This window comes from Ruegeria sp. BI7 (genome assembly GCF_056537925.1).
Genome location: NZ_JBQFSK010000014.1, coordinates 1 through 23,968 on the forward strand (window position 1 = coordinate 1; position 23,968 = coordinate 23,968).

Genomic DNA, 23,968 nt, shown 5'->3' on the forward strand with positions numbered 1-23,968 from the left:
ACCCCGGCGACGATATTCCGATCATCGCAGGTTCGGCTCTGGCCGCGATGGAAGGCAACAACCCGGAAATCGGCGAAGAGAAAATCAAGGAACTGATGGCGGCTGTTGATGACTACATCGACACCCCTGAGCGTGAAGTTGACAAGCCGTTCCTGATGCCGGTTGAAGACGTGTTCTCGATCTCGGGCCGTGGTACCGTTGTGACCGGTCGTGTTGAGCGTGGTGTGATCAATGTTGGCGACGAGATCGAAATCGTCGGCATCCGCGACACTCAGAAAACCACCTGCACCGGCGTTGAAATGTTCCGCAAGCTGCTGGACCGCGGTGAAGCAGGCGACAACATCGGCGCCCTGCTGCGCGGTATCGACCGTGACGGCGTTGAGCGTGGCCAGGTTCTGTGTAAGCCGGGTTCGGTTACACCGCACACCAAGTTCGAAGCCGAAGCCTATATCCTGACCAAGGAAGAAGGCGGTCGTCACACTCCGTTCTTCGCGAACTACCGTCCGCAGTTCTACTTCCGTACAACAGACGTGACCGGCACCGTGACCCTGGCCGAAGGCACCGAGATGGTCATGCCCGGCGACAACGTCGGCTTCACCGTCGAGCTGATCGCCCCGATCGCGATGGAAGACGGCCTGCGTTTCGCCATCCGCGAAGGCGGCCGCACCGTCGGCGCCGGCGTTGTGTCGAAAATCATCGAGTAAGGCGCTAAAGCCAATACTCAAAGAAAGGGCGTCCCTTGGGGCGCCCTTTTTATGTTTGGACATCGGTTCCAAGGCACGCAAAATTGTGCTGCTTGTGTAAGATAGCTCCACAAGCAATATTTGAACCTATATGGAAAACTATCTTTTTCTATCTTTCATTCTTCTCGGGACGGGCATTGCTATTGTTCCGGTCGCCGTATGGCTTGGCCTTGGGTCGGTTCTGGGTTTCCTGATTGCCGGAATGCTGCTTGGCCCTGTCTTGTCGGCGCTGAGTGTTGATGTCGGCAGCCTTGAGCGGTTTGCCGAATTTGGCGTTGTCATGATGCTGTTTCTGATTGGTCTGGAACTGGCGCCAAAGAAACTTTGGGATTTGCGTAAAAGGCTTTTGGGGTTGGGCGGTTTGCAACTGGTTTGTACCTCTCTTGCCGTAATGGGGTTGGCGATGGCGCTTGGGCAGCCGTGGCAGTCGGCCTTGACCATCGGGTTGATATTTTCACTGTCGTCCACGGCTATCGTGTTGCAAACACTGCATGAAAAAGGGCTGCTGATGGGAACCGGAGGGCAATCCAGCTTTTCGGTTCTGTTGATGCAGGACATTGTGGTGATCCCAATTCTGGCGCTTCTGCCGCTACTGGCTCTGCCGGAACTTGCCGCGATGGGGGGCGGGGCCGTCAGTCACGGGCCCACGACAAGCACCGGGCTTTCACTGAATCTTGTGCAAGGCATGCCGGGATGGCTGAGGGCGCTTGTCACACTTGGTTCGATCATTCTGGTGATTGTTGGCGGTGCTTATCTGACCGGGCCAGTGTTCCGATATGTCGAATCCGCTAAATTGCCTGAGCTGTTCACAGCCATGGCCCTGACCCTTGTGGTCGGTGTGGCCGTGTTGATGATGGCCGTTGGTCTGACACCGGCTCTGGGGGCGTTCATCGCCGGGGTGGTGTTGGCCAATAGCGAATATCGCAATGCGCTGGAAAAAGAGATCACTCCGTTCAAGGGGCTGTTTCTTGGGTTGTTTTTTGTCAGCGTAGGAGCCTCGGTGAACTTCAGGTTGATGGTCGATAATGTAGGCCTGGTCGTCTCGCTGACCTTTGGAGTGATGGCTATAAAGGCGGTGATCCTCTTTGCTCTAGGCCGATTGTTCGGCGTGTCCGGTGCAAATAATTGGCTGTTTGCGCTGGGGATGGCGCAGGCCGGAGAGTTCGGGTTTGTGTTGCTGTCCTTCTCGGTCGCCACGCATGTGTTGAGCGCCGATCTGGCGAATACGTTGATCATTGTCGTTGCCTTGTCGATGGTGCTGACGCCGCTGTTCTTTCTTTTTTATGACAAGGTCATTGCGCCTCGATATGTGACGATCCGACCGCCTGAGGGTTAGCGGCTCCTCCTAGGGCGCAGCGTCAGAGAGGTGAAGCTGTCGTTGCGGCGTCCGCGCGGTGTTCTGTGTCCAAGTTTGCGCTTGCGTGTTTTCGGGGAACCACTGATTCTAAAGCCCGGTCTGAATGGTTTGACATCACGGTATTGTGCGGAAATATTGCACGCGTTCTGCCGAGGGTTTCATAGAATGACAGTACTCAGGAACCTTGTTTGCTTGGTATTCCTCGCAACATCAGTGAATGGCCAAGAATCCTCGGATTTAGTTGTTCCGACAAATCGATACATCCGTGAAAACGCGGACCTCATGACGTTGACTCATTGGCCCGATGGAATTGCATTTGAAGCAGTTGGGGACGTTCCTGCTGAGCTAGGATTCCATTCGGCATCAATGCTCAAATTTCTGGGGGAGCATGCAAAAACACAAATCTCGTTACCTGGATCTCCGGGCAACTGGTTTCTGCCTAAAGGCAGTATCGGACCGGAAACAAACTATGCGCTGTTGTTTGGTCGATTGAAAGACGAAAAGGCAAGAAATGCGACCAAAGTCTATATTGGCCGTGACATTGATATTGATATCTCAAACGCAAAACCGGAGATTCGACGGTTACTGTCTTCAGGATTGTCTGTTCAAGGTGCTGGATGCTTTGCAGCTTGGGGCGCGAACGAGAAGAATGAGGTGCGAGGGTTCGTATTGGTTGTTGATACCGAAGTTTCGCAGCTTGATCAGAGAGCATGCATTGATCGTTTTGTTCCTTCATCGCTTGGTGTTCTGCCAGTGTTCTCGAATCTTAGTTGGTCCGAGTATGAGGGAAAACGGATTCCGGAAGATGAGCCGTTCGTAGACGAAAGCGAGTTGGTTTTCCTTCTGCGTGCGTCTGCCTATTGTAGAGATGTTTTGGAAGATTTTTCTCTACAATGTCCAGCAGCAATTCTTGGTGATGTGTATCGACATCACGAAAGCACCCTGAGCAATTCAGAGACCGTAAAGTAAGTGACCTAATCTTGGACTTAGAAACGCGTAGCTCTGAGCCTTAGCTCAATTACTTTTTCAATGAGCTTTTAAATCGCCCTTGCCAAACCCCCTACACCCCTGTATTTCGCGCGAGTTCTCAACAAGAACGTTAAGGCGGGGTGATTCCCGCCTTTTGGGTTCGAAGAGGGTTGGCGATGCGCGCTTGTCCTCCTCTCAACCTCAACGCCTGATAAAAGGCTGTTATTATGCAAAGCCAAAATATCCGTATTCGGCTGAAGGCATTTGACTATCGCGTTCTGGATGCCAGCACGCAAGAGATCGTCAACACTGCCAAGCGGACCGGCGCGAACGTGCGCGGCCCGATCCCGCTGCCGAACAAGATCGAGAAGTTCACGGTTCTCCGTGGCCCTCACGTTGACAAGAAATCCCGCGACCAGTTCGAGATCCGTACGCACAAGCGTCTGCTCGACATCGTTGATCCGACCCCCCAGACCGTTGACGCGCTGATGAAGCTCGACCTCGCTGCTGGTGTGGACGTCGAGATCAAGCTGCAGTCGTAAGATCGGAGGGTATAGATTATGCGCTCTGGTATTATCGCAAAAAAAGTTGGCATGACCCGCCTGTTCATGGAAGACGGCAAGCAGATTCCTGTGACCGTTCTTCACCTGGACAACCTGCAGGTCGTTGCACAGCGTACCGCTGACAAAGACGGCTACACCGCCGTTCAGCTGGGCGCCGGTGCGGCCAAGGCAAAACGCACCTCGAAGGCCATGCGCGGTCACTATGCCGCTGCAAAGGTCGAGCCCAAGCGCAAGCTGGCCGAGTTTCGCGTCTCCGAAGATGGCCTGATTGAAGTGGGTGCTGAGATTTCGGCAGAACACTTCCTGGAAGGTCAGAAAGTTGACGTTTCGGGTACCTCGATCGGTAAAGGCTTTGCCGGTGCAATGAAGCGCCACAACTTCGGTGGTCTGCGCGCTTCGCACGGTGTTTCGATCAGCCACCGTTCGCACGGTTCGACCGGTCAGTGTCAGGACCCGGGCAAGGTGTTCAAAGGCAAGAAGATGGCCGGTCACATGGGTGCTGCCCGTGTTACCACCCAGAACCTGGAAGTTGTCAAAACCGACGCCGACCGTGGTCTGGTCTTCATCAAAGGCGCCGTTCCCGGACCGAAATCGGGCTGGGTCACCGTCAAGGACGCCGTCAAGAAGAAAGCACCGGAAGGCCTGCCTTTCCCGGCTGCTGTGAAATCGGCTGCAACCGAAGCACCTGCGGAAGAAGCACCCGCGGAAGGTGGTGAAGCATGAAACTTGATGTAATCAATCTGGACGGCGGCAAAGCCGGCAACATCGAGCTGGATGCAGACCTGTTCGGCCTAGAGCCGCGCGCGGACATCCTGCACCGTGTGGTCCGTTGGCAGCGCAACAACGCGCAGGCCGGCACCCACAAGGTGAAGACCCGCTCGGAAACCAGCTACTCGACCAAGAAGATCTATCGCCAGAAGGGCACCGGTGGCGCTCGTCACGGTGACCGCAACGCGCCGATCTTCCGCAAGGGTGGTATCTACAAAGGCCCGACCCCTCGTTCGCACGGCCACGACCTGCCGAAGAAGTTCCGCAAGCTTGGCCTGCGCCACGCTCTGTCGGCCAAAGCCAAGGCAGGTGAACTGGTTGTGATCGAGAACGCCGAAGCCGAAGGCAAGACCGCCGCTCTGGCCAAACAGGTTGCAAACCTGGGCTGGAAACGCGCTCTGGTCATCGACGGTGCGACCGTGAACGAAGGTTTCCTGAAGGCGTCGCGCAACATCGAAGGTCTGGATATCCTGCCGTCGATGGGTGCAAACGTTTATGACATCCTCAAGCGTGACACCCTGGTGCTCACCAAAGCGGCTGTCGAAGCACTGGAGGCTCGTCTGAAATGAGCGCGAAGGCAGAACACTACGACGTGATCCGCAAGCCGATCATCACCGAAAAGTCGACCATGGCGTCCGAGAACGGCGCGATTGTCTTTGAAGTGGCGATCGACAGCAACAAACCGCAGATCAAAGAAGCGGTTGAATCGCTGTTTGGTGTCAAGGTGAAGGCGGTGAACACCACCATCACCAAAGGCAAGGTCAAGCGGTTCCGCGGCCAGTTGGGCCGTCGGAAAGACGTCAAAAAAGCATATGTAACCCTGGAAGAGGGTAACACCATCGACGTGTCGACCGGTCTCTGATCCGGTTACACCAAGCGGTGAGAACATGATCAGGCTTCGCCCCCGAATGGTGGGCGGAGCCTTTTTACGTTTGGGTCAGGAAGCTGCCATGTCCAAGGCGGGAACGGGTGTCTGACGGCAAGCCGTTAGCGTTTTGTTACCGGCGTTCTTTCGCCGCTAACCCGTGACAGGGGAGCGGACTGCGTTATCTTCAGTAGTGAACGGGGCAAAAGGTTGAAGATCATTCTGTTGATTGGGCGGTGACTATGGGGTGGTACGCCCAAGCGTTTTGACTGATGCGCCGAATGCTTCGGAAATTATAGGTACGGTCAAATGAACAAACGTGGAGGAAACAAATCAATCTCTGTGAATTCGGACCGTTATGCGCGCAAGCAGGGGTCCGTTACCCAGCGCTTACTGCGGCTTTTTGCGGGGTCAGTGGATCCTGCCGGTGACGCGGTTTCAGGCTCCCAAACTGAAGCCAAACGCAATCAGGTACTGGTGCAGATGCGGGCTTTCAGCGCCGAGCCATACTTTCAGATCGCTAATGAAAATCTTGGGCTTTTGTCCGTATTCGATGATCTGAAATATGACAGGGCGGATATCGACATGGTTTCTCCGGCGATGCGGAGACATGTTTTCGGCAAGCTTGGGCCGCTGGGGTTTCGTCAGATCTCGGGCACGGTACTAGAACATCCGCAGGCTGATACGCGCGTGTACATCCCCAAGTTCCACGCCCTTGGGGCGTCACCCTTCGATATCACCCGCTATACCGACAAACGGCCACAGGATTTTTGCCTGCTAACACCGACCCAAGTGGCTTGTCAGTTTATCGACCATTACGAGTTGGATGACGCAGTGCAGAGGGTCGAAGCGCTGATTGTGAAGCATCCGATCAACCTGCTCAAGCTGGCGGATTATCTTGAGGGGAAACCCAGGCACCGCGCCTTTAGCGAGGTGTTGGGCCATATCAAACTAAAGCAGCGCATTGCGGTTGAATCTGAACCACTGTGTCGCAGGCGGTCATTGGGGTGATCGTCGATCTGGGTCTTTGATGTTTCGTTCAATCCGCCTGACGTCCCGCGGACGCAAGGAACGCCTGCCAACCCTCGGCACCGCCAAGTGCGCGCATCTTTTCATGCAGCAGCGGTCCGTAGATTTTCCACATACGTTTACGCAGCTCTTTGCCCTTGTCTGTAATCTGCAGCATTTTACCGCGCCTGTCTCCGGCATAAGATACGAACTCGATTAGCCCCTCAGAAACCATTCGTCTGCTGAGATGAGACAGGTTCGACTGCTCAAAAATGGTGTCTTGAGCAAGTTCAAAAGGGCGCAGCCTTCCTCCGTGCCGCTCAAGCGACCATAGCAAGTCATACCATTTCAGAGGCGGCAGGCCCGCATCTTTCAAGGCTGCACTGATTTCTGATTGGATAAGCCGGGTTGTCCGGTTCATGGCCACCCAGATGTCTGTTTCCAAGGGGGTTGGCAGATCGTTCTTCACAACTTTGTGTTTACTCCAAATCTTATTGCTGTTGGCTGGAAATTCAACTAGATGAAAATTCATCTAAAAACCAGCCCCATTGCAGATGAAAGGAACATCACGATGACTTTCAAATCTATGATTGCAGCCGTTGCCGTAGCTGTCGCCGTCACCCCGGCCTTTGCGCAGACTTACAAAACTGACCAGGGGCATACCGAGGTGCGCTTTGGCTGGAGCCATGCAGGCGTGTCCAACCAGCATGCCGAGTTCACCAAGGCCGAAGGCGTGCTGGACCTGAACGCGGATGATGTCGAGGCATCGACCCTGAACGTGACAATTGACACAAACAGCCTGTCGTCGGGCTTTGGCCCGCTGGACGACCACCTGAAGTCGGCGGATTTCTTTGAGGTCGAAACCTACCCCGAGATCACCTTTGTCAGCACCGGGATCGCGCGGACCGGAGACACCACGGCGGATGTGACCGGTGACCTGACCATCCACGGCGTGACCAAACCCGTGACCTTGAAGGCGACGCTGACCCATCAGGGCGAGCACCCGCTGGGCAGCGCCATCGAATATTACGCGGGCGATTGGGTGGCCTTCACGGCAGAGGGCGAGATTGACCACATGGAGTTCGGTGTGGGGCCCTTCTCGACCGGGCCGATCAGCATCATAATTGCAACCGAGATGAAGGCGGACGGCTAATACTGCGGTCGACCGAGTCGTCGGGCTGGCGTCAAAAAAAACACATATGTACGTGGAACGGATGACGCCATCGACGATTTCACCTGCCTAGATCTGACCCGACATCGGACAATTGAACAAGGCCCCCGTGACTTCGGGGGCCTTTTTTGAGCGGCAGCACCATAAATTGAACGCCAAACGTCGCGATTGGTCCAGAATCAGGTTGCTATGTCGGTGTGGTCGTCTATCCGGTGTGCTGAAAGAAAGAGATATGGCAGGCACATGACGGAACCCAATCTATCGACCTCGGCAAAGCCGGATGTGACCGCCGCGCGTGACTGGGTGACGACGCTTGCCAAATATCGCGAACCGAACCAGTTGCGCAGTTGGTTCGAGCTTGGCGTCAGCATCATCCCATTCATCGCATTGTGGGCAGTGTCGTGGATGTTCCTGTCCGTCAGCTATTGGCTTGCTTTTGCAGTCTCAGTCCTCAACGCGGCATTCCTGTTGCGCCTGTTTGCCATTCAGCACGATTGCGGGCACGGGGCTTTCTTCACGAACCGAACGGTCAGTGACTGGGTCGGGCGGGTGATCGGAGTGCTGACTCTGACGCCCTATGATGTCTGGCGTCGTACGCATTCCACGCACCACAACTCTTCGGGCAATTTGGACAAGCGGGGGATGGGTGACATCCACACTCTGACGGTGGCCGAATACCGTGCGATGACGTCGATGAACCGCTTTTGGTATCGGGTGTATCGGCACCCGATTACCCTGTTTGGCTTTGGTCCCGGGTATCTGTTCCTGTTTCAGAACCGGCTGCCGCTTGGCCTGACGGGTATTCCGAAATTCTGGGTCAGCGCAATGGTCACAAATCTTGCCATTATGATCGTGCTGGGAGGCATCTACTATTTTGGTGGCGTGATGCCGATGTTGCTGATTTTCCTGCCCTCGACCCTGATTGCCGCTGCGGCCGGCGTCTGGTTGTTCTACGTCCAGCACCAATTCGAAGAGACGCAATGGGATCCCGATAAGGATTGGCAACTGCACGAGGCCGCTCTGCACGGAAGCTCGCACTACATCCTGCCGTCGGTATTGCAGTGGTTCAGCGCCAATATCGGCATCCACCATGTGCACCACCTCTACAGCCGCATTCCGTTCTATCGCCTGACCGAAGTGCTGCGCGATCATGATGAGCTGGCAAACAGCAACCAGATGACCATCCGAGAGAGCCTCGCCAACGCGCGCCTGCATCTGTGGGATGAGAAGAGCCGTCGTTTGCTGTCCTTCGCCGAGGCCCGCGCGCTATACGGATGAAGGCACTGCCCATCACTGATCGGACCCACCCGTGCGGAGCGATGAGCAGCGCCAGCGACTGCCCGTGGGATGGCGCTGCTACGTCTGATCAATGTGCTTTATGGTGCCAGATACATCCGAATTCCTAGCGAGGCGTAAGCGTCCCCAAAGCGCCAGCCCGCCGGGACGGGCAGTCGCTGGCGCGGCGGCCTTCGGCCTTGATTCCGCGCTGGATTCATGCTGCGAATTCAAAAGCGTCCTAGATGTTGAGGCGGGATGGACAGTGCAATTGTGTTTGTACGACTTTAGCTTATTTCGTTTAGACCGACGTGAAGCAATCAATAAGTAGCTCAGAATTCAGTGGGGCAAACGTGAACTACATTGAGCAGGTGAAAGCAGCAGTTGAGGCACCGGGGAAAGCCGTGTGGACTGTACTGGCTATTAGCGGCACGATTCTCCTAGTTGATTACAATTGGCCTGAGCGATTTGTAGGGCTCCCTAAGTCGGCGCTGCCGCTGGCGAGGGTGATATTCATTGTCTGCGGGTGTCTGGCTTTCAACTCTGTGTTTAAGGCTCTCTTTCTGTTGTGCGGTTGGACCCTCAAGTTTCTCCGAAACACCTTAACAGGTGTCGCAGCCCCATTTCGAAGGCGAAAGATCAAGAAAAAGTTGTTGAACCTAGAGCTGGGCGAGGTTGTGACTCTCAGTGTGGCTCTCGCAAACGAAGACAGGGCAGTAAACATTAAACCTGACTCAGAAATAGCGATCAGCTTGCTAGACAAAGGTCTAATCAGTCAAACTTCGTTCATCGTTCCTAATCTTGATGGAACTGGAAGCTTCAACATACCGATGGAGGTGTGGAGAGTGATGATATCTTTGGTGGAGTTTCGCTTACATAACCCACGAGCGTTGTTAAGAGCCTTGGGGCAGTTTGGGAATGGACGCCATGTATTGCGTGCTCTTCCACAAGCTCACCCTGCAGTTACTCAGAAAACCGAGGCAAGTTCATAGAATAGTATGACTAGAAGTGCTAACCTTCTTGACGCCAAAAAGCTAATTATTGGTCAGCCATTTTGGATAAAACGATTTGGTTTACCCTATAGACACCCACCCCCAACACTGCTACATGCACCCAATCTTGCGGCCTCGGATTCGTTCCGGGGCCTCTGATATTTGTAACCGGGGACCTTCGGGGCCCTATACCCTTGGCACCTACGGGGGCCTATCACATAGCGGGGAAATCCCCTGCACTTGCTAAACGGAAGACAGAAAGCATGGCACTCAAGTCGTACAAGCCGACGACGCCGGGCCAGCGCGGGCTGGTGCTGATCGACCGTTCGGAGCTTTGGAAAGGACGTCCGGTCAAGTCTCTCACTGAGGGTTTGACCAAATCGGGCGGCCGGAACAACACCGGACGGATCACTTCACGCCGCCGCGGCGGTGGCGCAAAGCGTCTCTACCGGATCGTTGACTTCAAACGGAATAAATTTGATGTCGCGGCAACCGTCGAACGGATCGAATATGACCCGAACCGGACCGCATTCATCGCACTGGTAAAATACGAAGACGGCGAGCAGGCATATATCCTGGCTCCGCAGCGTCTGGCTGTTGGTGACAAAGTCATCGCGTCGGCAAAAGCTGACATCAAGCCGGGCAACGCAATGCCGTTCTCGGGCATGCCTATCGGTACCATCGTCCACAACATCGAGATGAAGCCTGGAAAAGGCGGTCAGATCGCACGTGCGGCCGGTACTTACGCTCAGTTCGTTGGTCGCGATGGCGGCTACGCTCAGATCCGTCTGAGCTCGGGTGAGCTGCGCATGGTCCGTCAGGAATGCATGGCCACCGTCGGTGCCGTGTCCAACCCCGACAACAGCAACCAGAACCTCGGTAAAGCCGGTCGTATGCGTCACAAGGGCGTTCGTCCGTCGGTTCGTGGTGTTGCAATGAACCCGATCGATCACCCGCACGGTGGTGGTGAAGGTCGTACCTCGGGTGGCCGTACACCGGTTACTCCGTGGGGTAAGGACACCAAGGGTAAGCGTACCCGCAACAAGAACAAAGCGTCCCAGAAGCTGATCATCCGCTCGCGGCACGCCAAGAAGAAGGGACGTTAATCTATGTCTCGCTCTGTTTGGAAGGGTCCTTTCGTCGATGCTTACGTGCTGAAAAAAGCCGAAGCAGCGCGCGAGTCGGGCCGCAACGAAGTCATCAAAATCTGGTCGCGTCGTTCCACCATTCTGCCCCAGTTCGTGGGTCTGACCTTTGGTGTGTACAACGGCCAGAAGCATATCCCGGTAAACGTCTCGGAAGACATGATCGGTCAGAAGTTCGGTGAATACTCGCCGACTCGCACCTATTACGGTCACGCCGCAGACAAAAAAGCGAAGCGGAAGTAAGTCATGGGCAAGGAAAAGAACCCCCGCCGCGTGGCTGAAAACGAAGCAATGGCGAAAACGCGCATGCTTCGCACCAGCCCGCAGAAACTGAACCTGGTTGCGCAAATGATCCGCGGCAAGAAAGTTGAGAAGGCTCTGACCGACCTGACTTTCTCGAACAAGCGTGTCGCGCAGGACGTCAAGAAGTGCCTGCAGTCCGCAATCGCGAATGCCGAAAACAACCACAACCTGGACGTCGACGAGTTGATCGTTGCCGAAGCATGGGTTGGCAAGAACCTGGTCATGAAGCGCGGTCGTCCGCGTGCCCGTGGCCGTTTCGGCAAGATCATGAAGCCGTTCTCGGAGATCACCATCAAGGTTCGTCAAGTTGAGGAGCAAGCCTAATGGGTCATAAAGTAAATCCGATCGGCATGCGCCTGCAGGTCAACCGCACCTGGGACAGCCGCTGGTACGCCGACACCAAGGACTACGGTGATCTTCTGCTGGAAGACCTCAAGATCCGTGAGTTCATCAACAAAGAGTGCAAGCAGGCCGGTGTTGCCCGTGTGATCATCGAACGTCCGCACAAGAAGTGCCGCGTTACGATCCACACTGCACGTCCCGGTGTCATCATCGGCAAGAAAGGTGCAGACATCGAAGTTCTGCGCAAAAAGCTTGCTCGTATGACCGACAGCGAACTGCACCTGAACATCGTCGAAGTGCGCAAGCCCGAGCTTGACGCGCAGCTGGTTGCCGAGTCCATCGCTCAGCAGCTGGAGCGCCGCGTCTCGTTCCGCCGCGCGATGAAGCGTTCGGTTCAGAACGCCATGCGCATGGGCGCCCTGGGTATCCGGGTGAACGTCGCGGGTCGTCTGGGCGGCGCCGAAATCGCACGGACCGAGTGGTACCGCGAAGGCCGCGTGCCTCTGCACACCCTGCGTGCCGACATCGATTACGCACATGCCGAAGCGATGACCCCCTACGGGATCATCGGGATCAAGGTCTGGATCTTCAAAGGTGAGATCATGGAGCACGATCCGCAGGCACGTGACCGTAAAGCACAGGAACTCCAGGACGGCCCTGCACCTCGTGGTGCTGGTGGCGGTCGTCGCTAAGGAGGGAAAGATATGCTTCAACCAAAGCGTACTAAATTCCGCAAGATGCACAAAGGCCGGATCAAGGGTCTCGCCAAGGGCGGCTCTGATCTGAACTTTGGCACCTACGGCCTGAAAGCTCTTGAGCCTGAGCGTGTAACTGCACGCCAGATCGAAGCTGCACGTCGTGCCATGACGCGTCACATGAAGCGTCAGGGTCGTGTCTGGATCCGCATCTTCCCCGACACTCCGGTCACTGCAAAGCCGATCGAAGTTCGTATGGGTAAAGGTAAAGGTTCGGTCGACCGCTGGGCATGCAAAGTCAAGCCTGGCCGCGTGATGTTCGAGATCGACGGCGTCAATGACGACATCGCCCGCGAGGCCCTGCGCCTGGCCGCGATGAAGCTGCCGATCAAGACTCGCGTCGTGGTTCGCGAAGACTGGTAAGCGATTGGGGGCTACCCCGTTCGCTAAAAGATTGACCCCCGTCGGGATACCGGCGGGGGTTTTGCGTTCTCGGTGTCAGACGCAGGTTATGGGACTTAAACTATCAATGGACACATGCCGGTCTACAGACTCGTGACTGGCAATCGGCAGACAGGCGTGGCTAAATTCGGACGAACCCTCTCTGCCATCGAGTAGGATACTGATGCCAAGTTTTATCCTCCGCCATTTCGTTCTGTTGTTTCTGATGGCAGTTGGTACCGTGGTCGCCCCCGCAAAAACCTGGGCCGCGTCGCCCGAGGTGAACCTAGGGTATTTCAACAAGCTTGCGATGAACGGATATGACGTCATGACTTATTGGCAAGACGGTGATCCGCAAAAGGGCGATCCTGAGATCATGGCTCAGCACAATGGCGCCACCTGGGTGTTTCTGAATGATGAAAACCGCCAGGCTTTTCTGTCTGACCCGGCGAAGTATGCTCCTCAATATGGCGGATATTGCGCCTATGCGGCCAGCCAGAATGCGGTGGCCGATGTCGACCCGTTCGCATGGCGCATCTGGGACGAAAAACTGTATCTGAATTACAGCCCGCAGGTGCGGCGCATCTGGGCCAGCGATATTGATGCCAATATTGAAAAAGCAAACGAGTTCTGGCCCGATTTGCTGAAGAAATAGGGCGTGTCTGGATCCGCATCTTCCAAGATACTCCGGTCACTGCAAAGCCGGTTAAAGTACGTCTGGGTAGAGTTTCAGTCGATCGCTGGGCATGCAAGCTCAAGTCGGATCACTATAAAGCTGCCGATCAAGACCTGTGTTTAGGTTCCCCAAGACTGGTAAGCGACTAGGGACCACTCGTTCGTGACAAGATTGACCCCTGTCAGGACACCGGCAGGGGGTATTGTGTTAGTCTTTTGCGACCCATCCCACTGATGAGTGAAAAAAGTCGACCTTTGCCCATAGCCCCCATAATCTGCCTAGAGTGAATGGGAGGGTTGTATGTTTCAGCTACGCAAGAAGGTTTTTGTCAAAGAGGTCATAACCACCGACCAGTTTGGGCAACCATGCGCTCCAGTCTGCAGAGTTGCAGCTTTGGCTGTCATACAAAACCCGCTGGCCGGTAAATTCTCGGAAGACTTGTCCGAGCTGTTTGAAATTGGAGGAATGCTTGGGGCAGACCTAGCGTCCGAGGCTGTTTCTCAACTCGACCGAGCGCCGATTTCCTACGGTAAAGCAGCGATTGTGGGTGCGAATGGCGATCTCGAACAAGGTGGCGCATTGATCCATCCGAAACTCGGCGCTCCAATGCGCGCATCAGCAGGTGGAGGTGAAGCCGTCATCCCGTCGAATGCCAAACTTGGGGCACCGGGATGTGCGATTGATCTGCCCCTCGGACACAAGGACAATCCGTGGTCCTTTGACCATTTCGATACCATGACGCTGAGCATTCCCGACGCGCCGAAACCGGATGAGATTGTCATGTGTCTGGCCTACGCGGATGGCGGGCGCCCGATCCCGCGCTGCGGCTCGGGGCCGATCAAAAACTAAGGGCTGGCGGGGGCTGGCCTTGGATAAGGGCTTGGGCTATGCCCCCAATCATGGCACAGATTGAATCACTCTTCGTAACCCGTCTTTATCGCGCAGCTTTGTCCGAGTTTGATCCCAAGATCGACGCGGAAGAGTTGGAAAGTTCCTGCCTTGTCATTGCCGAGGATGATGAGGCCGGGCAGAAATGGTGTGACGAGAACGGCTATCCTGGTTACACCAGCTATGCCTCGCTGACCGATCTGCCCTGGCGGTTCCCGATTTTCGCCGATCTGGTTGCAGCTCTGGATAAACACGTGGCGGCCTTTGCCAAGGATCTGGAGTTTGATCTGGGCGAGGGCGAGTTGAAGCTGGAGGACCTGTGGATTAACATCCTGCCCGAGGGCGGGATGCACTCCAGCCACCTGCACCCGCACAGTGTGATTTCGGGCACCACTTATGTGGCGATGCCCGAAGGGGCCAGCGCGTTGAAGCTGGAAGACCCCCGCTCGGGCCGCATGATGGCGGCACCTACGCGTTTAAAAGATGGACGGCGGGACTTGCAGCCGTTCATCTATATGAAACCGCAGGTGGGCGACGTTCTGCTGTGGGAAAGCTGGCTGCGCCACGAGGTGCCGATGAACATGGCCGAGGAAGAGCGGATTAGTGTTAGCTTTAACTACAAGTGGGAATGAACCACGGTTCCCAGTACGAGAATTGGACCAGCAGAGCAATTGCGCGGCGAACAGGCGGTGTTCCTGCCAATCACATTTCACCTCGCGTTGTCGAAAAACCTTGCAAAGTGAGCGGCCATGAACCATGTGGGGCACGCTTACGTTTTTCTTTTTCGACCACTGTCTCCTGAATTTTGGCGTTCAGTCTCTCGATCCAGACCGACCACGCCGCGCTGTCGCAATCCCGCGGACAGCAATTTAATAGGAGAATACGGATATGGCCAATGGCACCGTAAAATGGTTCAACGCAACTAAAGGTTTTGGCTTCATCGCACCGGAGACCGGTGGCAAAGACGTGTTTGTGCACATCTCGGCTGTTGAGCGCTCGGGTCTGACTGGCCTGGCCGACGACCAGAAAGTAACATTCGACATTGAGCCCGGCCGTGACGGTCGTGAGGCAGCTGTGAACATCGCTCTGGCGTAAGTCACTCAGACTTAGACAGTTGCAGACGCGGTCTCGTGTAAACGAGGCCGCGTTTTGTGTTTCCAACCAAAATACAAAAAACTCTGGATAGTGTTACGAAACTTCTCCGGATGAATTCGTCAAACTCAATGTGAGAAAACCTGAAGCCAACTCATATACAATCCTGTATGTTCCACGGATCACAGAGGTATCCAGTATGAAAGAAACTGAACGGGTGGTTCGCCAATTCCATGAAAGTTGGGGGATGCGGGATCCTGATCGCGGGGCCGAGGTGATTGCCGAAGATTGTCAGTTCGAAGATGTTGCTCGTGAGGAAAAGCAACTTGGCAAGCTGGCCTATAAAGAGGATTACGAGCGTTGGCGAAAGGCATTCCCGGATGGAGAATGCATCGTGGATAATGTGATCGTCAGCGAGTGCGGTGAATGGGCGATCGTAGAGTTCCACAATACCGGAACCCACACTGGTGTTCTGCATTCAAGCCTCGGTGATTTCGAACCAACCGGAAAGCGATACGAAGTGCGCTATTGCTCAGTAATGCGGGTAATAGGTGGCATGGTTGTTGAAGGACGAGACTATTATGACAGCGCCACTATCGTACGACATCTAGGCTTGGTGAAGTAAGCAGCGACTAGCCTGTTAGTGTAGGCAGAGGATTCCTAAACTTTCCCTTGCCACCCACCCCTGAAACCCCTATAGAGCGGCATCTTGCGTTCCCCCGGCTGAGTCGGGGGATTCGTATGTCTATCATTCATCCACCAGGTCAAAGGTGACCCTGATACGGGGCCTTCTGGTGTTTTGAGCAAAGGAAAAAGGCGATGAACGCCCAAGAACTGCGTGACAAGACCCCGGACCAGCTCCGCGAGGAACTGGCCAACCTGAAGAAAGAAAGCTTTAACCTGCGCTTTCAACAGGCAACCGGTCAGCTGGAAAACACTGCCGGCATCAAAGCGGCCCGCCGCAATGCTGCCCGCGTCAAAACCATTCTGAACGAAAAGGCCGCTGCCGCGGCATCGGAGGAGTAATCCTATGCCCAAGCGTATCCTGTCTGGCACCGTAACCAGCGACGCCAACGAACAGACCGTAACCGTTTCCGTCGAGCGCCGCTTTACGCATCCGGTTCTGAAGAAAACCATCCGTAAGTCCAAGAAATACCGGGCTCACGATGAAAAGAACGCCTTCAAGGTCGGCGACTCTGTACGCATCATCGAATGCGCGCCGAAATCGAAGACGAAACGTTGGGAAGTTCTGGAGGCGTAAGCTTCCGGGATTTTTCCATTTGTCGAAACCCTGGGGGATCTAACGAGACCAGCCCCCACAGGTCGGGAGAAACCACATGATCCAGATGCAGACCAATCTGGATGTCGCTGACAACTCCGGCGCACGCCGAGTTCAGTGCATCAAGGTCCTGGGTGGTTCCAAGCGTAAATACGCCTCCGTCGGCGACATCATTGTCGTCTCGGTGAAGGAAGCCATCCCACGCGGCCGCGTAAAGAAAGGTGACGTCCGTAAGGCCGTCGTCGTACGCACCGCTAAAGAAGTCCGTCGCGAAGACGGCACCGCGATCCGTTTCGATCGCAACGCCGCCGTCATCCTGAACAACAACAACGAGCCCGTAGGTACCCGTATCTTTGGCCCCGTTGTTCGCGAACTGCGCGGCAAGAACTTCATGAAAATCATCTCGCTGGCTCCGGAGGTGCTGTAATCATGGCTGCTAAACTCCGCAAAGGCGACAAGGTCGTCGTGCTGGCCGGCAAGGACAAGGGCAAAGAGGGTACTATTACCTCGGTTGACCCGAAAGCCGGTAAAGCTGTTGTCGACGGCATCAACATCGCCATCCGCCACACCCGCCAGACCCAGAACAGCCAAGGCGGCCGTTTGCCCCAGGCAAACCCGATCGAGCTGTCGAACTTGGCACTGCTGGACGCAAACGGCAAAGCCACCCGCGTTGGCTTCCGCATGGAAGGTGACAAGAAGGTTCGCTTCGCCAAGACCACAGGGGACGTGATCGATGCTTGATAACGCAACCTATACTCCGCGTCTGAAGGCTCAGTACGCTGAAACCATCCGTGCCGCTTTGAAAGAAGAGTTCGGCTACAAGAACGACATGCAGCTGCCCAAGCTGGAAAAAATCGTTCTGAACATCGGCTGTGGTGCTGAGGCGGTTAAAGACTCGAAGAAAGCCAAAGCGGCTGTCGAGGATCTGACTGCGATTGCCGGTCAGCAGGCCGTTGCAACCAAGGCGAAAAAGTCGATCGCGGGTTTCCGCGTCCGTGAAGACATGCCGCTGGGTGCGAAAGTGACCCTGCGCGGTGACCGGATGTACGAATTCCTGGATCGTCTGATCACCATCGCGATGCCGCGCGTTCGTGACTTCCGCGGTGTTAAGCCGTCTTTCGATGGTCAGGGCAACTTTGCCATGGGCATGAAAGAGCACATCGTGTTCCCCGAAATCGACTTCGACAAAGTCGACGAAGTCTGGGGCATGGACATCGTAATTGCCACCACAGCGAAAACCGACGCTGAAGCAAAGGCACTGTTGAAAGCATTCAACATGCCCTTCAACGCATAAGCGCCGGGAGGATTAAGACATGGCTAAAAAAGCAATGATCGAACGCGAAAAGAAGCGCGAACGCCTGGTGGCCAAATATGCCGCAAAGCGTGCCGAGCTGAAAGAAATCGCGAATGACGAGAGCAAGCCGATGGAAGAGCGTTTCAAAGCGCGTCTGAAACTGGCGAAACTGCCGCGCAACAGCTCGGCTACTCGTTTGCACAACCGCTGTCAGCTGACCGGTCGTCCTCATGCTTACTACCGTAAGCTGAAGGTCAGCCGTATTGCGCTGCGCGAGCTGGGTTCTGCTGGTCAGATCCCCGGCATGGTGAAATCGAGCTGGTAAGGGAGACATAGATATGAATGATCCTATCGGCGATATGCTCACCCGTATCCGCAACGCGCAAATGCGCGGCAAGTCCACCGTTTCCACCCCGGCTTCCAAGCTGCGCGGTTGGGTTCTGGACGTGCTGGCGGACGAAGGTTATATCCGTGGCTACGAAGCGACGACCGGTGAAAACGGTCATCCGGCCATCGAAATCAGCCTGAAATACTACGAAGGCACCCCTGTTATTCGCGAGCTGAAGCGGGTCTCGAAACCCGGTCGCCGCGTATACATGGGCGTCAATGACATCCCACAGGTCCGTCAGGGTCTGGGCGTGTCGATTGTCAGCACTCCGAAAGGTGTGATGTCGGACGCAAACGCTCGCTCCAACAATGTTGGCGGCGAAGTGCTCTGCACCGTCTTCTAAGGAGGTCTGTCAATGTCTCGTATTGGTAAAAAACCGGTCGAGCTGCCCAGCGGCGTTACCGCCACTGTGTCCGGCCAGACCATCGAAGTGAAAGGTCCGAAAGGCACCCGCAGCTTCACCGCAACCGATGACGTAACGCTGTCGGTCGAAGACAATGTTGTGCAAATCAACCCCCGTGGCATGTCCAAGCGTGCCCGCCAGCAGTGGGGCATGAGCCGCACCATGGTTGCCAACCTGGTAACCGGTGTGACCCAGGGCTTCAAAAAAGAGCTGGAGATCCAGGGTGTTGGTTACCGGGCTCAGATGCAGGGCAACACCCTGAAGCTGAACCTGGGCTACAGCCACGACGTTGATTTCACCGCTCCGGAAGGTGTCACCATCACCGCGCCGAAGCAGACCGAGATCGTTGTGGAAGGTATCGACCAGCAGCAGGTGGGCGAAGTCGCGGCCAAAATCCGCGAATGGCGCCGTCCCGAGCCGTACAAAGGCAAGGGCATCCGCTATAAGGGCGAGTTCATCTTCCGCAAAGAAGGCAAGAAGAAGTAAGGACGCAAACCATGGCAAACAGCAAAAGAACCCTGTTTCTGAAGCGCCGCCTGCGCGTTCGGAACAAACTTCGCAAGGTCAACGCGGGTCGTCCGCGTCTGTCCGTACACCGTTCGAACAAGAACATCTCTGTTCAGCTGATCGACGACGTGCGTGGCGTGACCCTGGCCTCGGCCTCGACCCTGGAAAAAGATCTGGGTGTCGTTGGCAAGAACAACGTCGAAGCGGCCACCAAAGTGGGCGCGGTCATCGCCGAGCGTGCCAAGAAGGCAGGCGTCGAAGAGGCCTATTTCGATCGTGGCGGCTTCCTGTTCCACGGCAAAGTGAAGGCTCTGGCCGACGCTGCGCGTGAAGGCGGCCTGAAGATCTAAGACTTGCGGGCAGCTTTGCGGCTGCCCCGATGATCCGGGGGCCTCGGCAACAGTCGGGGCTCACTTGGATTGAACAAACGGCGCCGATTGCGCCATGTGAGAGAAGGGATGCCAAAATGGCAGAACGTGAAAACCGCCGGGGCCGTGGTCGTGACCGCGACGAAGCACCGGAGTTCGCCGATCGTCTGGTTGCGATCAACCGTGTGTCGAAAACCGTAAAAGGTGGTAAGCGCTTTGGCTTCGCCGCTCTGGTGGTTGTCGGCGATCAGAAAGGCCGCGTCGGCTTTGGCAAAGGTAAAGCGAAAGAAGTACCTGAAGCCATCCGTAAGGCGACCGAGCAAGCCAAGCGTCAGATGATCCGCGTGCAACTGCGCGAAGGTCGAACCCTGCACCACGACATCGAAGGCCGTCACGGCGCCGGTAAAGTGGTAATGCGCACCGCACCTGAAGGTACTGGTATCATCGCCGGTGGTCCGATGCGTGCCGTGTTCGAAATGCTGGGCGTCAAGGACGTTGTGTCCAAGTCGCTGGGCTCGCAGAACCCGTACAACATGATCCGCGCCACCATCAACGGCCTGCAGAAAGAGCAGAGCCCGCGTTCGGTTGCACAGCGTCGTGGCAAAAAGGTTGCTGACATCCTGCCCAAGCGGGACGAAGCACCGGCAGCTGCTGAAGCAGAAGCATAAGGAGAGCGACCCATGGCAAAAACCATCGTCGTCAAGCAGATCGGTTCCCCGATCCGCCGCCCCGCTGAACAGCGCGCGACCCTGATCGGTCTGGGCCTGAACAAGATGCACAAAACCCGTGAGCTGGAGGATACTCCTTCGGTCCGCGGCATGGTCAACAAGATCCCGCATCTGGTTGAGATCATCGAAGAACGCGGCTAAGCGCGACATCTTCGAAAAGTTAGAAACGCCTCCGATATTTCGGGGGCGTTTTATCATTTAAGGGTTATGACGGTCTCTTAGTTTAATCGATATGGTGTCAGTTCAATCTGAACGCATTTTTTCTATTATACGGCGCATATAGTCCATGAAGCGTGCCTGTTCAGTTTCACTCAACACCTGTAGGGCTTCGGCATTTACGCTTTGAGCAGACTCATAGGCGCTGTTTCGAATTGCTGTGGCCTTCTCAGTCAACCAAATCATTTGGGCTCTGGCGTCAGCGGGGTTCTTTGTTCTTTTGATCAAGCCGTCGCGTTCCATTCGGTTGAGCGTGTTCGCTAGGGTCGCTTGTTCGACATCTATTTTGCCCAGCAATTCTTTTTGCGTCACGCCGTCTTTGAGCCAAAGCTGCAGTAAAATTGGAAATTGCCCAACAACGATCCCCAAGGGCGCAATGCGCTGCTGCAATTCCTTCGCAAACAACCGCGCCATGTGATTGACCAGGTATCCGGCCGAGTTTTCTTTTTCAAAGTTCATGTTCAAGATTTACACTTGCATAGCAAGCTATGCAATAATATATAGCTTGCTATGGAGAAGAATTGAGAGGAATCGAAATGGCTCGTATTGAAGAGTTGGACAATATCGTCACGCTGGCAGATCAGATGCAGACCGAAGAAGGTCCGGTAGTGCTGATCAACCTGTTCACAGTGGACGCCAAAGACAAAGAGGCGCTGCTGAAGGCCTGGGCGCATGATGCAGATTTCATGAAATCTCAGCCAGGATATATTTCTACACAACTCCATCAGGGCATCGCTGGCAGTTCGACCTTTGTGAACTACGCGATCTGGCAGGACGTCCAAAGTTTCCGCGACGCATTTACCAATCCCGAATTTCAGCGACGGATCGCGGACTATCCAGATAGTGCTGTGGCGCGGCCACATCTTGTTCGAAAGCTCGCAGTTGAAAACCACTGCGTCGCCTGATGCGATAACCGGAGTAGCAACATGTTAAGAACCATCCACCCCATCGCCGGAGTATTAGGTTTTCTTACAATCCTCGTTTTCTGGACATCCACCTTGTACAGCGAGTTATTTGCAACCCATGCGACCGTCGCCGCGGTAAAATCCATGATCGTCAGCGGACTGTTTATTCTGGTGCCAGCAATGGTGATTGTCGGTGCATCCGGCATGTCTCTTGGGCGTCGCCGCAAAGATGTCCAGGCGCTCGCCAAGAAGAAACGGATGCCGATCATAGCGATGAACGGACTTCTCATCCTTGTTCCCGCCGCCATCTACCTTAGCGCAAAAGCAAACGCAGGATCATTCGACACCAGCTTTTATATTGTGCAAGTCGTTGAACTGATCGCTGGCGCCACCAATCTGACGTTGATGGGGCTTAGTATTCGGGATGGCCGGGCGATGACCGCCCGCAGAAGAAGTGCGCGAAAGCAGAGAAGCCAGTAAAGGTCCCAATTAAGCACAGCGCCCCGCATAGCTATTCAATGCACGCATAGCGGCTAGACCGAAATCTTCGTTGTTAGCGATACCGAACACTCCTATCTGAACCCTGTCCAAACAAGGAACACACAAGAAAACATCGGGGAATACGCCCCGATCAGGAAAGGAATTCAGATATGGCTTATACAGCAACAACCACTCACGGCATCACCGTTTTTGCTCGCATCGCTGACTTTGCAGCAAAGGTAAAAGAGGCTTACGCCCTGCGCGCAGAATTCAATCGCACCTATTCGGAACTACAAAGCCTGACCGACCGCGAACTGAACGATATCGGTGTGCGCCGCTGCGATATCAAAGACATCGCGCATGATCACGTTTACTGCTCGTAACACAGCAAACTGATCCACGAATTCAGGGGCGCCGTTTGGCGCCGCTTTTTTGTTTGAGAGTCTATCGCGTCACAGCGCTGAAGTTTTTTGACCGGGCGCATTGCGAGGACGCCGCATATAAGGCACACGCCAGAAAAGCGACTTTTATGCTCGGTTCAATTTGGCGGAAAGACTTAGTATGGCGCGTGAATATCAGATTGGAATGCTGTGGGTCGAAGGCCCCCTGAGTTTCCTGGAACAGCTCTGCATCAAGTCTTACCTGGACGCAGGACAAAGTGTGCGCCTCTATACTTATGACAACGTCACAAACATCCCCGATGGGGTCGAGCACCGCGATGCGCGTGAGGTACTGCCCGATTCCGAGTTTGTGACTCATGGCCGAACCGGAAGCCCGGCACCTCATTCGGACAAGTTCCGGTATCGACTGCTGGCGCAAGAAGCGGATTTGATCTGGGCAGATACCGATGCTTACTGTCTGAAGCCTTTCTCGACACCCAACGGCCATTACTATGGGCGGCTCGAAGGTGAGGTGGCCACAGGCGTGCTCGCTCTGCCTCAGGATAGTGATACACTGGGCAAATTGATTGAGCTAACCAATGATCCTTATTTCATTCCTCCGTGGTTGCCTCCGAGGCACCGAAAGCCGCTGGAAGAATCGCTGCAGAACGGAGCGCCGGTAAACGTCCCTGAGGTGTTCTGGGGGGTGTGGGGGCCACGGGCGTTTACCTGGGCACTGAAGCAGACGGGTGAGATCAAATATGCGCTGCCCGAGCACGTTTTCTATCCGCTGAACTTCACGCGCCGCCGTGCCCTGGCCCGGCCGAATGCTAGAATCGACCACTACATGAAAGAGGATACGGTTTCGATCCATCTATACGGTCGACGGATGCGAGCGATCATGCGGACCAAATATGGCGGCAGACCCGATCCGAACAGTCTGGTGGGCAAACTGGTCGAGAAGCACGGTATCGACCCACTTGCAGCCCCCATCCGGCCGCATAAAGGGTCCGCTGAAAAGGCGGGTGGAGCCGAGGACTAGCGCGGTACGCTTCCGCGGGCTTGCCAAGAGAGGTCAACGGGCCTATACGCCTGCGGTGGCCTTGCGCCATACGAATCAAAACCAAGAAATGCCGTGGTTGGCCCATCACGCTTCGGGGGTCACATCCGGCTAAGGAGAAGCGATATGAAACTGCACGAATTGCGCGACAATCCTGGCGCCACACCGAAACGCACCCGCGTTGGCCGTGGTCCCGGTTCCGGCAAAGGTAAAATGGGTGGCCGTGGTATCAAAGGCCAGAAATCCCGTTCGGGTGTGGCCATCAATGGCTATGAAGGCGGCCAGATGCCGTTGTACCAGCGCCTGCCCAAGCGTGGCTTCAACAAGCCGAACCGCAAGGAATTCGCCGTTATAAACCTGGGTTTGATCCAGAAATTCGTCGACGCCGGCAAGCTGGACGCCAAAGCTGCGATCACCGAGGACGCGCTGGTTGCGTCCGGTCTGGTTCGTCGCAAGCTGGACGGCATCCGCGTTCTGGCCAAGGGCGAAATCAGCGCCAAGCTGAACCTGGAAGTCACCGGTGCTTCGAAAGCTGCCGTTGAGGCAGTCGAAAAAGCGGGCGGTTCACTGACGGTCACAAAAGCTGCTGCGGCAGAGTAAGCGCTTGTGAGCGGGCAAAGACCCGCTTACATAGTCCTCAGAGTTTTCCCAGACGCCGCCCGAGCCG

39 protein-coding genes and 1 pseudogene are annotated in these 23,968 nt (G+C 55.4%); 38 read left to right on the forward strand and 2 right to left on the reverse strand.

What is annotated here, in order from left to right:
- The 8 genes from ACR0JB_RS20440 to ACR0JB_RS20475 all read left to right on the forward strand — a co-directional run.
- Nucleotides 1–704, forward strand: a 704-nt coding sequence (locus tag ACR0JB_RS20440) for an EF-Tu C-terminal domain-related protein (RefSeq protein ID WP_480790246.1), incomplete at its 5' end; no start/stop codon positions are given.
- 130 nt (nucleotides 705–834) lie between these two features.
- The gene (locus ACR0JB_RS20445; RefSeq protein WP_170397727.1) at nucleotides 835–2,079 is read left to right on the forward strand and encodes a cation:proton antiporter domain-containing protein; all 1,245 of its coding nucleotides are present in this window, start codon (nucleotides 835–837) and stop codon (nucleotides 2,077–2,079) included.
- Nucleotides 2,080–2,382: 303 nt separating this feature from the next.
- Entirely contained in the window at nucleotides 2,383–3,069 is a 687-nt protein-coding gene (locus ACR0JB_RS20450) for a hypothetical protein (protein ID WP_170397724.1), read from the forward strand.
- Nucleotides 3,070–3,296: 227 nt separating this feature from the next.
- Nucleotides 3,297–3,611 (forward strand): 30S ribosomal protein S10, encoded by a 315-nt coding sequence (rpsJ, locus tag ACR0JB_RS20455; protein ID WP_008756422.1) that lies wholly within the window; start codon nucleotides 3,297–3,299, stop codon nucleotides 3,609–3,611.
- Between the two features lie 18 nt (nucleotides 3,612–3,629).
- Nucleotides 3,630–4,355, forward strand: coding sequence for a 50S ribosomal protein L3 (gene rplC / locus ACR0JB_RS20460; protein WP_170351686.1), 726 nt, complete (start codon nucleotides 3,630–3,632; stop codon nucleotides 4,353–4,355).
- Complete coding sequence (rplD, locus tag ACR0JB_RS20465; RefSeq protein WP_170362268.1) at nucleotides 4,352–4,969, forward strand: 50S ribosomal protein L4; 618 nt, start codon at nucleotides 4,352–4,354, stop codon at nucleotides 4,967–4,969. Before rplC ends, rplD begins: the two co-directional genes overlap by 4 nt.
- Entirely contained in the window at nucleotides 4,966–5,262 is a 297-nt protein-coding gene (locus ACR0JB_RS20470; RefSeq protein WP_058283516.1) for a 50S ribosomal protein L23, read from the forward strand. Before rplD ends, ACR0JB_RS20470 begins: the two co-directional genes overlap by 4 nt.
- 312 nt (nucleotides 5,263–5,574) lie before the next feature.
- On the forward strand, nucleotides 5,575–6,276 hold the full coding sequence (locus tag ACR0JB_RS20475; protein WP_217354389.1) for a hypothetical protein: 702 nt from the start codon (nucleotides 5,575–5,577) through the stop codon (nucleotides 6,274–6,276).
- Between the two features lie 28 nt (nucleotides 6,277–6,304).
- Here the strand turns inward: ACR0JB_RS20475 and ACR0JB_RS20480 are convergent, their stop codons facing one another.
- Entirely contained in the window at nucleotides 6,305–6,694 is a 390-nt protein-coding gene (locus tag ACR0JB_RS20480) for a MarR family winged helix-turn-helix transcriptional regulator (RefSeq protein WP_254437438.1), read from the reverse strand.
- Between the two features lie 150 nt (nucleotides 6,695–6,844).
- Here ACR0JB_RS20480 and ACR0JB_RS20485 point away from each other — a divergent pair, with 150 nt between their 5' ends.
- The 25 genes and pseudogenes from ACR0JB_RS20485 (at nucleotide 6,845) to rpmD (ending at nucleotide 20,401) form a co-directional block, all read left to right on the forward strand.
- Entirely contained in the window at nucleotides 6,845–7,426 is a 582-nt protein-coding gene (locus ACR0JB_RS20485; protein ID WP_170351684.1) for a YceI family protein, read from the forward strand.
- 261 nt (nucleotides 7,427–7,687) lie between these two features.
- Nucleotides 7,688–8,722 carry a fatty acid desaturase gene (locus tag ACR0JB_RS20490; protein WP_170397718.1) on the forward strand — a complete coding sequence of 345 codons (1,035 nt, stop codon included), beginning with the start codon at nucleotides 7,688–7,690 and terminating at the stop codon, nucleotides 8,720–8,722.
- Nucleotides 8,723–9,072: 350 nt separating this feature from the next.
- Nucleotides 9,073–9,711: a hypothetical protein gene (locus ACR0JB_RS20495; protein ID WP_170397715.1), complete on the forward strand. Its 639-nt coding sequence runs from the start codon at nucleotides 9,073–9,075 to the stop codon at nucleotides 9,709–9,711.
- A gap of 263 nt (nucleotides 9,712–9,974) precedes the next feature.
- Nucleotides 9,975–10,817, forward strand: a complete 843-nt coding sequence (rplB, locus tag ACR0JB_RS20500; protein WP_170356688.1) for a 50S ribosomal protein L2 — start codon at nucleotides 9,975–9,977, stop codon at nucleotides 10,815–10,817.
- Nucleotides 10,818–10,820: 3 nt separating this feature from the next.
- A complete protein-coding gene (gene rpsS / locus ACR0JB_RS20505) occupies nucleotides 10,821–11,099 on the forward strand; it encodes a 30S ribosomal protein S19 (protein WP_005980699.1) in 279 nt (92 codons plus the stop codon).
- Between the two features lie 3 nt (nucleotides 11,100–11,102).
- Entirely contained in the window at nucleotides 11,103–11,483 is a 381-nt protein-coding gene (gene rplV / locus ACR0JB_RS20510; protein ID WP_039538267.1) for a 50S ribosomal protein L22, read from the forward strand.
- Nucleotides 11,483–12,193 carry a 30S ribosomal protein S3 gene (gene rpsC, locus ACR0JB_RS20515; protein ID WP_008758042.1) on the forward strand — a complete coding sequence of 237 codons (711 nt, stop codon included), beginning with the start codon at nucleotides 11,483–11,485 and terminating at the stop codon, nucleotides 12,191–12,193. Before rplV ends, rpsC begins: the two co-directional genes overlap by 1 nt.
- A 12-nt stretch (nucleotides 12,194–12,205) precedes the next feature.
- The gene (gene rplP / locus ACR0JB_RS20520) at nucleotides 12,206–12,619 is read left to right on the forward strand and encodes a 50S ribosomal protein L16 (protein ID WP_058283513.1); all 414 of its coding nucleotides are present in this window, start codon (nucleotides 12,206–12,208) and stop codon (nucleotides 12,617–12,619) included.
- A gap of 328 nt (nucleotides 12,620–12,947) precedes the next feature.
- The gene (locus ACR0JB_RS20525; protein ID WP_437436473.1) at nucleotides 12,948–13,292 is read left to right on the forward strand and encodes a YHS domain-containing (seleno)protein; all 345 of its coding nucleotides are present in this window, start codon (nucleotides 12,948–12,950) and stop codon (nucleotides 13,290–13,292) included.
- A pseudogene (rplP, locus tag ACR0JB_RS20530) lies at nucleotides 13,289–13,396 on the forward strand (50S ribosomal protein L16); the annotation flags it as partial. The gene ACR0JB_RS20525 and the pseudogene rplP (ACR0JB_RS20530), both read left to right, overlap by 4 nt.
- Before the next feature lie 217 nt (nucleotides 13,397–13,613).
- Nucleotides 13,614–14,162, forward strand: a complete 549-nt coding sequence (locus tag ACR0JB_RS20535; protein WP_170378411.1) for an amino acid synthesis family protein — start codon at nucleotides 13,614–13,616, stop codon at nucleotides 14,160–14,162.
- 50 nt (nucleotides 14,163–14,212) lie between these two features.
- Nucleotides 14,213–14,833, forward strand: a complete 621-nt coding sequence (locus tag ACR0JB_RS20540) for a 2OG-Fe(II) oxygenase family protein (protein ID WP_480645464.1) — start codon at nucleotides 14,213–14,215, stop codon at nucleotides 14,831–14,833.
- 256 nt (nucleotides 14,834–15,089) lie between these two features.
- Nucleotides 15,090–15,296, forward strand: coding sequence for a cold-shock protein (locus tag ACR0JB_RS20545; RefSeq protein WP_170351679.1), 207 nt, complete (start codon nucleotides 15,090–15,092; stop codon nucleotides 15,294–15,296).
- Between the two features lie 196 nt (nucleotides 15,297–15,492).
- Nucleotides 15,493–15,918, forward strand: a complete 426-nt coding sequence (locus ACR0JB_RS20550) for an ester cyclase (protein WP_058283509.1) — start codon at nucleotides 15,493–15,495, stop codon at nucleotides 15,916–15,918.
- 194 nt (nucleotides 15,919–16,112) lie between these two features.
- Nucleotides 16,113–16,319, forward strand: coding sequence for a 50S ribosomal protein L29 (gene rpmC / locus ACR0JB_RS20555; RefSeq protein WP_010437082.1), 207 nt, complete (start codon nucleotides 16,113–16,115; stop codon nucleotides 16,317–16,319).
- 4 nt (nucleotides 16,320–16,323) lie between these two features.
- Nucleotides 16,324–16,554: a 30S ribosomal protein S17 gene (gene rpsQ, locus ACR0JB_RS20560; protein ID WP_170351678.1), complete on the forward strand. Its 231-nt coding sequence runs from the start codon at nucleotides 16,324–16,326 to the stop codon at nucleotides 16,552–16,554.
- A gap of 76 nt (nucleotides 16,555–16,630) precedes the next feature.
- Entirely contained in the window at nucleotides 16,631–16,999 is a 369-nt protein-coding gene (gene rplN / locus ACR0JB_RS20565) for a 50S ribosomal protein L14 (protein WP_008757934.1), read from the forward strand.
- A 2-nt stretch (nucleotides 17,000–17,001) separates the two neighbouring features.
- Nucleotides 17,002–17,313 (forward strand): 50S ribosomal protein L24, encoded by a 312-nt coding sequence (gene rplX, locus ACR0JB_RS20570; protein WP_008755589.1) that lies wholly within the window; start codon nucleotides 17,002–17,004, stop codon nucleotides 17,311–17,313.
- Entirely contained in the window at nucleotides 17,306–17,866 is a 561-nt protein-coding gene (gene rplE, locus ACR0JB_RS20575) for a 50S ribosomal protein L5 (protein WP_170334098.1), read from the forward strand. The genes rplX and rplE overlap by 8 nt, the downstream gene beginning before the upstream one ends.
- 19 nt (nucleotides 17,867–17,885) lie before the next feature.
- Nucleotides 17,886–18,191, forward strand: coding sequence for a 30S ribosomal protein S14 (gene rpsN, locus ACR0JB_RS20580; protein WP_010437098.1), 306 nt, complete (start codon nucleotides 17,886–17,888; stop codon nucleotides 18,189–18,191).
- Nucleotides 18,192–18,204: 13 nt separating this feature from the next.
- Nucleotides 18,205–18,597, forward strand: coding sequence for a 30S ribosomal protein S8 (gene rpsH, locus ACR0JB_RS20585; protein ID WP_010437099.1), 393 nt, complete (start codon nucleotides 18,205–18,207; stop codon nucleotides 18,595–18,597).
- Between the two features lie 12 nt (nucleotides 18,598–18,609).
- Nucleotides 18,610–19,143, forward strand: a complete 534-nt coding sequence (gene rplF, locus ACR0JB_RS20590; RefSeq protein WP_170351676.1) for a 50S ribosomal protein L6 — start codon at nucleotides 18,610–18,612, stop codon at nucleotides 19,141–19,143.
- An 11-nt stretch (nucleotides 19,144–19,154) separates the two neighbouring features.
- The gene (rplR, locus tag ACR0JB_RS20595; protein ID WP_480790247.1) at nucleotides 19,155–19,514 is read left to right on the forward strand and encodes a 50S ribosomal protein L18; all 360 of its coding nucleotides are present in this window, start codon (nucleotides 19,155–19,157) and stop codon (nucleotides 19,512–19,514) included.
- Nucleotides 19,515–19,630: 116 nt separating this feature from the next.
- Entirely contained in the window at nucleotides 19,631–20,200 is a 570-nt protein-coding gene (rpsE, locus tag ACR0JB_RS20600) for a 30S ribosomal protein S5 (protein ID WP_058283505.1), read from the forward strand.
- Between the two features lie 12 nt (nucleotides 20,201–20,212).
- Nucleotides 20,213–20,401 carry a 50S ribosomal protein L30 gene (gene rpmD / locus ACR0JB_RS20605; protein WP_008757946.1) on the forward strand — a complete coding sequence of 63 codons (189 nt, stop codon included), beginning with the start codon at nucleotides 20,213–20,215 and terminating at the stop codon, nucleotides 20,399–20,401.
- A 102-nt stretch (nucleotides 20,402–20,503) separates the two neighbouring features.
- On the opposite strand, the gene ACR0JB_RS20610 is transcribed toward rpmD, so the two are convergent.
- Nucleotides 20,504–20,935 carry a MarR family winged helix-turn-helix transcriptional regulator gene (locus ACR0JB_RS20610; RefSeq protein ID WP_170519138.1) on the reverse strand — a complete coding sequence of 144 codons (432 nt, stop codon included), beginning with the start codon at nucleotides 20,933–20,935 and terminating at the stop codon, nucleotides 20,504–20,506.
- 77 nt (nucleotides 20,936–21,012) lie between these two features.
- Here ACR0JB_RS20610 and ACR0JB_RS20615 point away from each other — a divergent pair, with 77 nt between their 5' ends.
- The 5 genes from ACR0JB_RS20615 (at nucleotide 21,013) to rplO (ending at nucleotide 23,901) form a co-directional block, all read left to right on the forward strand.
- Complete coding sequence (locus ACR0JB_RS20615) at nucleotides 21,013–21,381, forward strand: antibiotic biosynthesis monooxygenase family protein (RefSeq protein ID WP_170351674.1); 369 nt, start codon at nucleotides 21,013–21,015, stop codon at nucleotides 21,379–21,381.
- Nucleotides 21,382–21,402: 21 nt separating this feature from the next.
- Nucleotides 21,403–21,861 carry a hypothetical protein gene (locus ACR0JB_RS20620; protein ID WP_170351673.1) on the forward strand — a complete coding sequence of 153 codons (459 nt, stop codon included), beginning with the start codon at nucleotides 21,403–21,405 and terminating at the stop codon, nucleotides 21,859–21,861.
- Between the two features lie 170 nt (nucleotides 21,862–22,031).
- A complete protein-coding gene (locus ACR0JB_RS20625) occupies nucleotides 22,032–22,244 on the forward strand; it encodes a DUF1127 domain-containing protein (protein WP_170351672.1) in 213 nt (70 codons plus the stop codon).
- A 178-nt stretch (nucleotides 22,245–22,422) separates the two neighbouring features.
- Nucleotides 22,423–23,283, forward strand: a complete 861-nt coding sequence (locus ACR0JB_RS20630; protein WP_254437437.1) for a hypothetical protein — start codon at nucleotides 22,423–22,425, stop codon at nucleotides 23,281–23,283.
- A gap of 144 nt (nucleotides 23,284–23,427) precedes the next feature.
- On the forward strand, nucleotides 23,428–23,901 hold the full coding sequence (gene rplO, locus ACR0JB_RS20635) for a 50S ribosomal protein L15 (RefSeq protein ID WP_170351671.1): 474 nt from the start codon (nucleotides 23,428–23,430) through the stop codon (nucleotides 23,899–23,901).
- The last annotated feature ends 67 nt before the right edge of the window (nucleotides 23,902–23,968 follow it).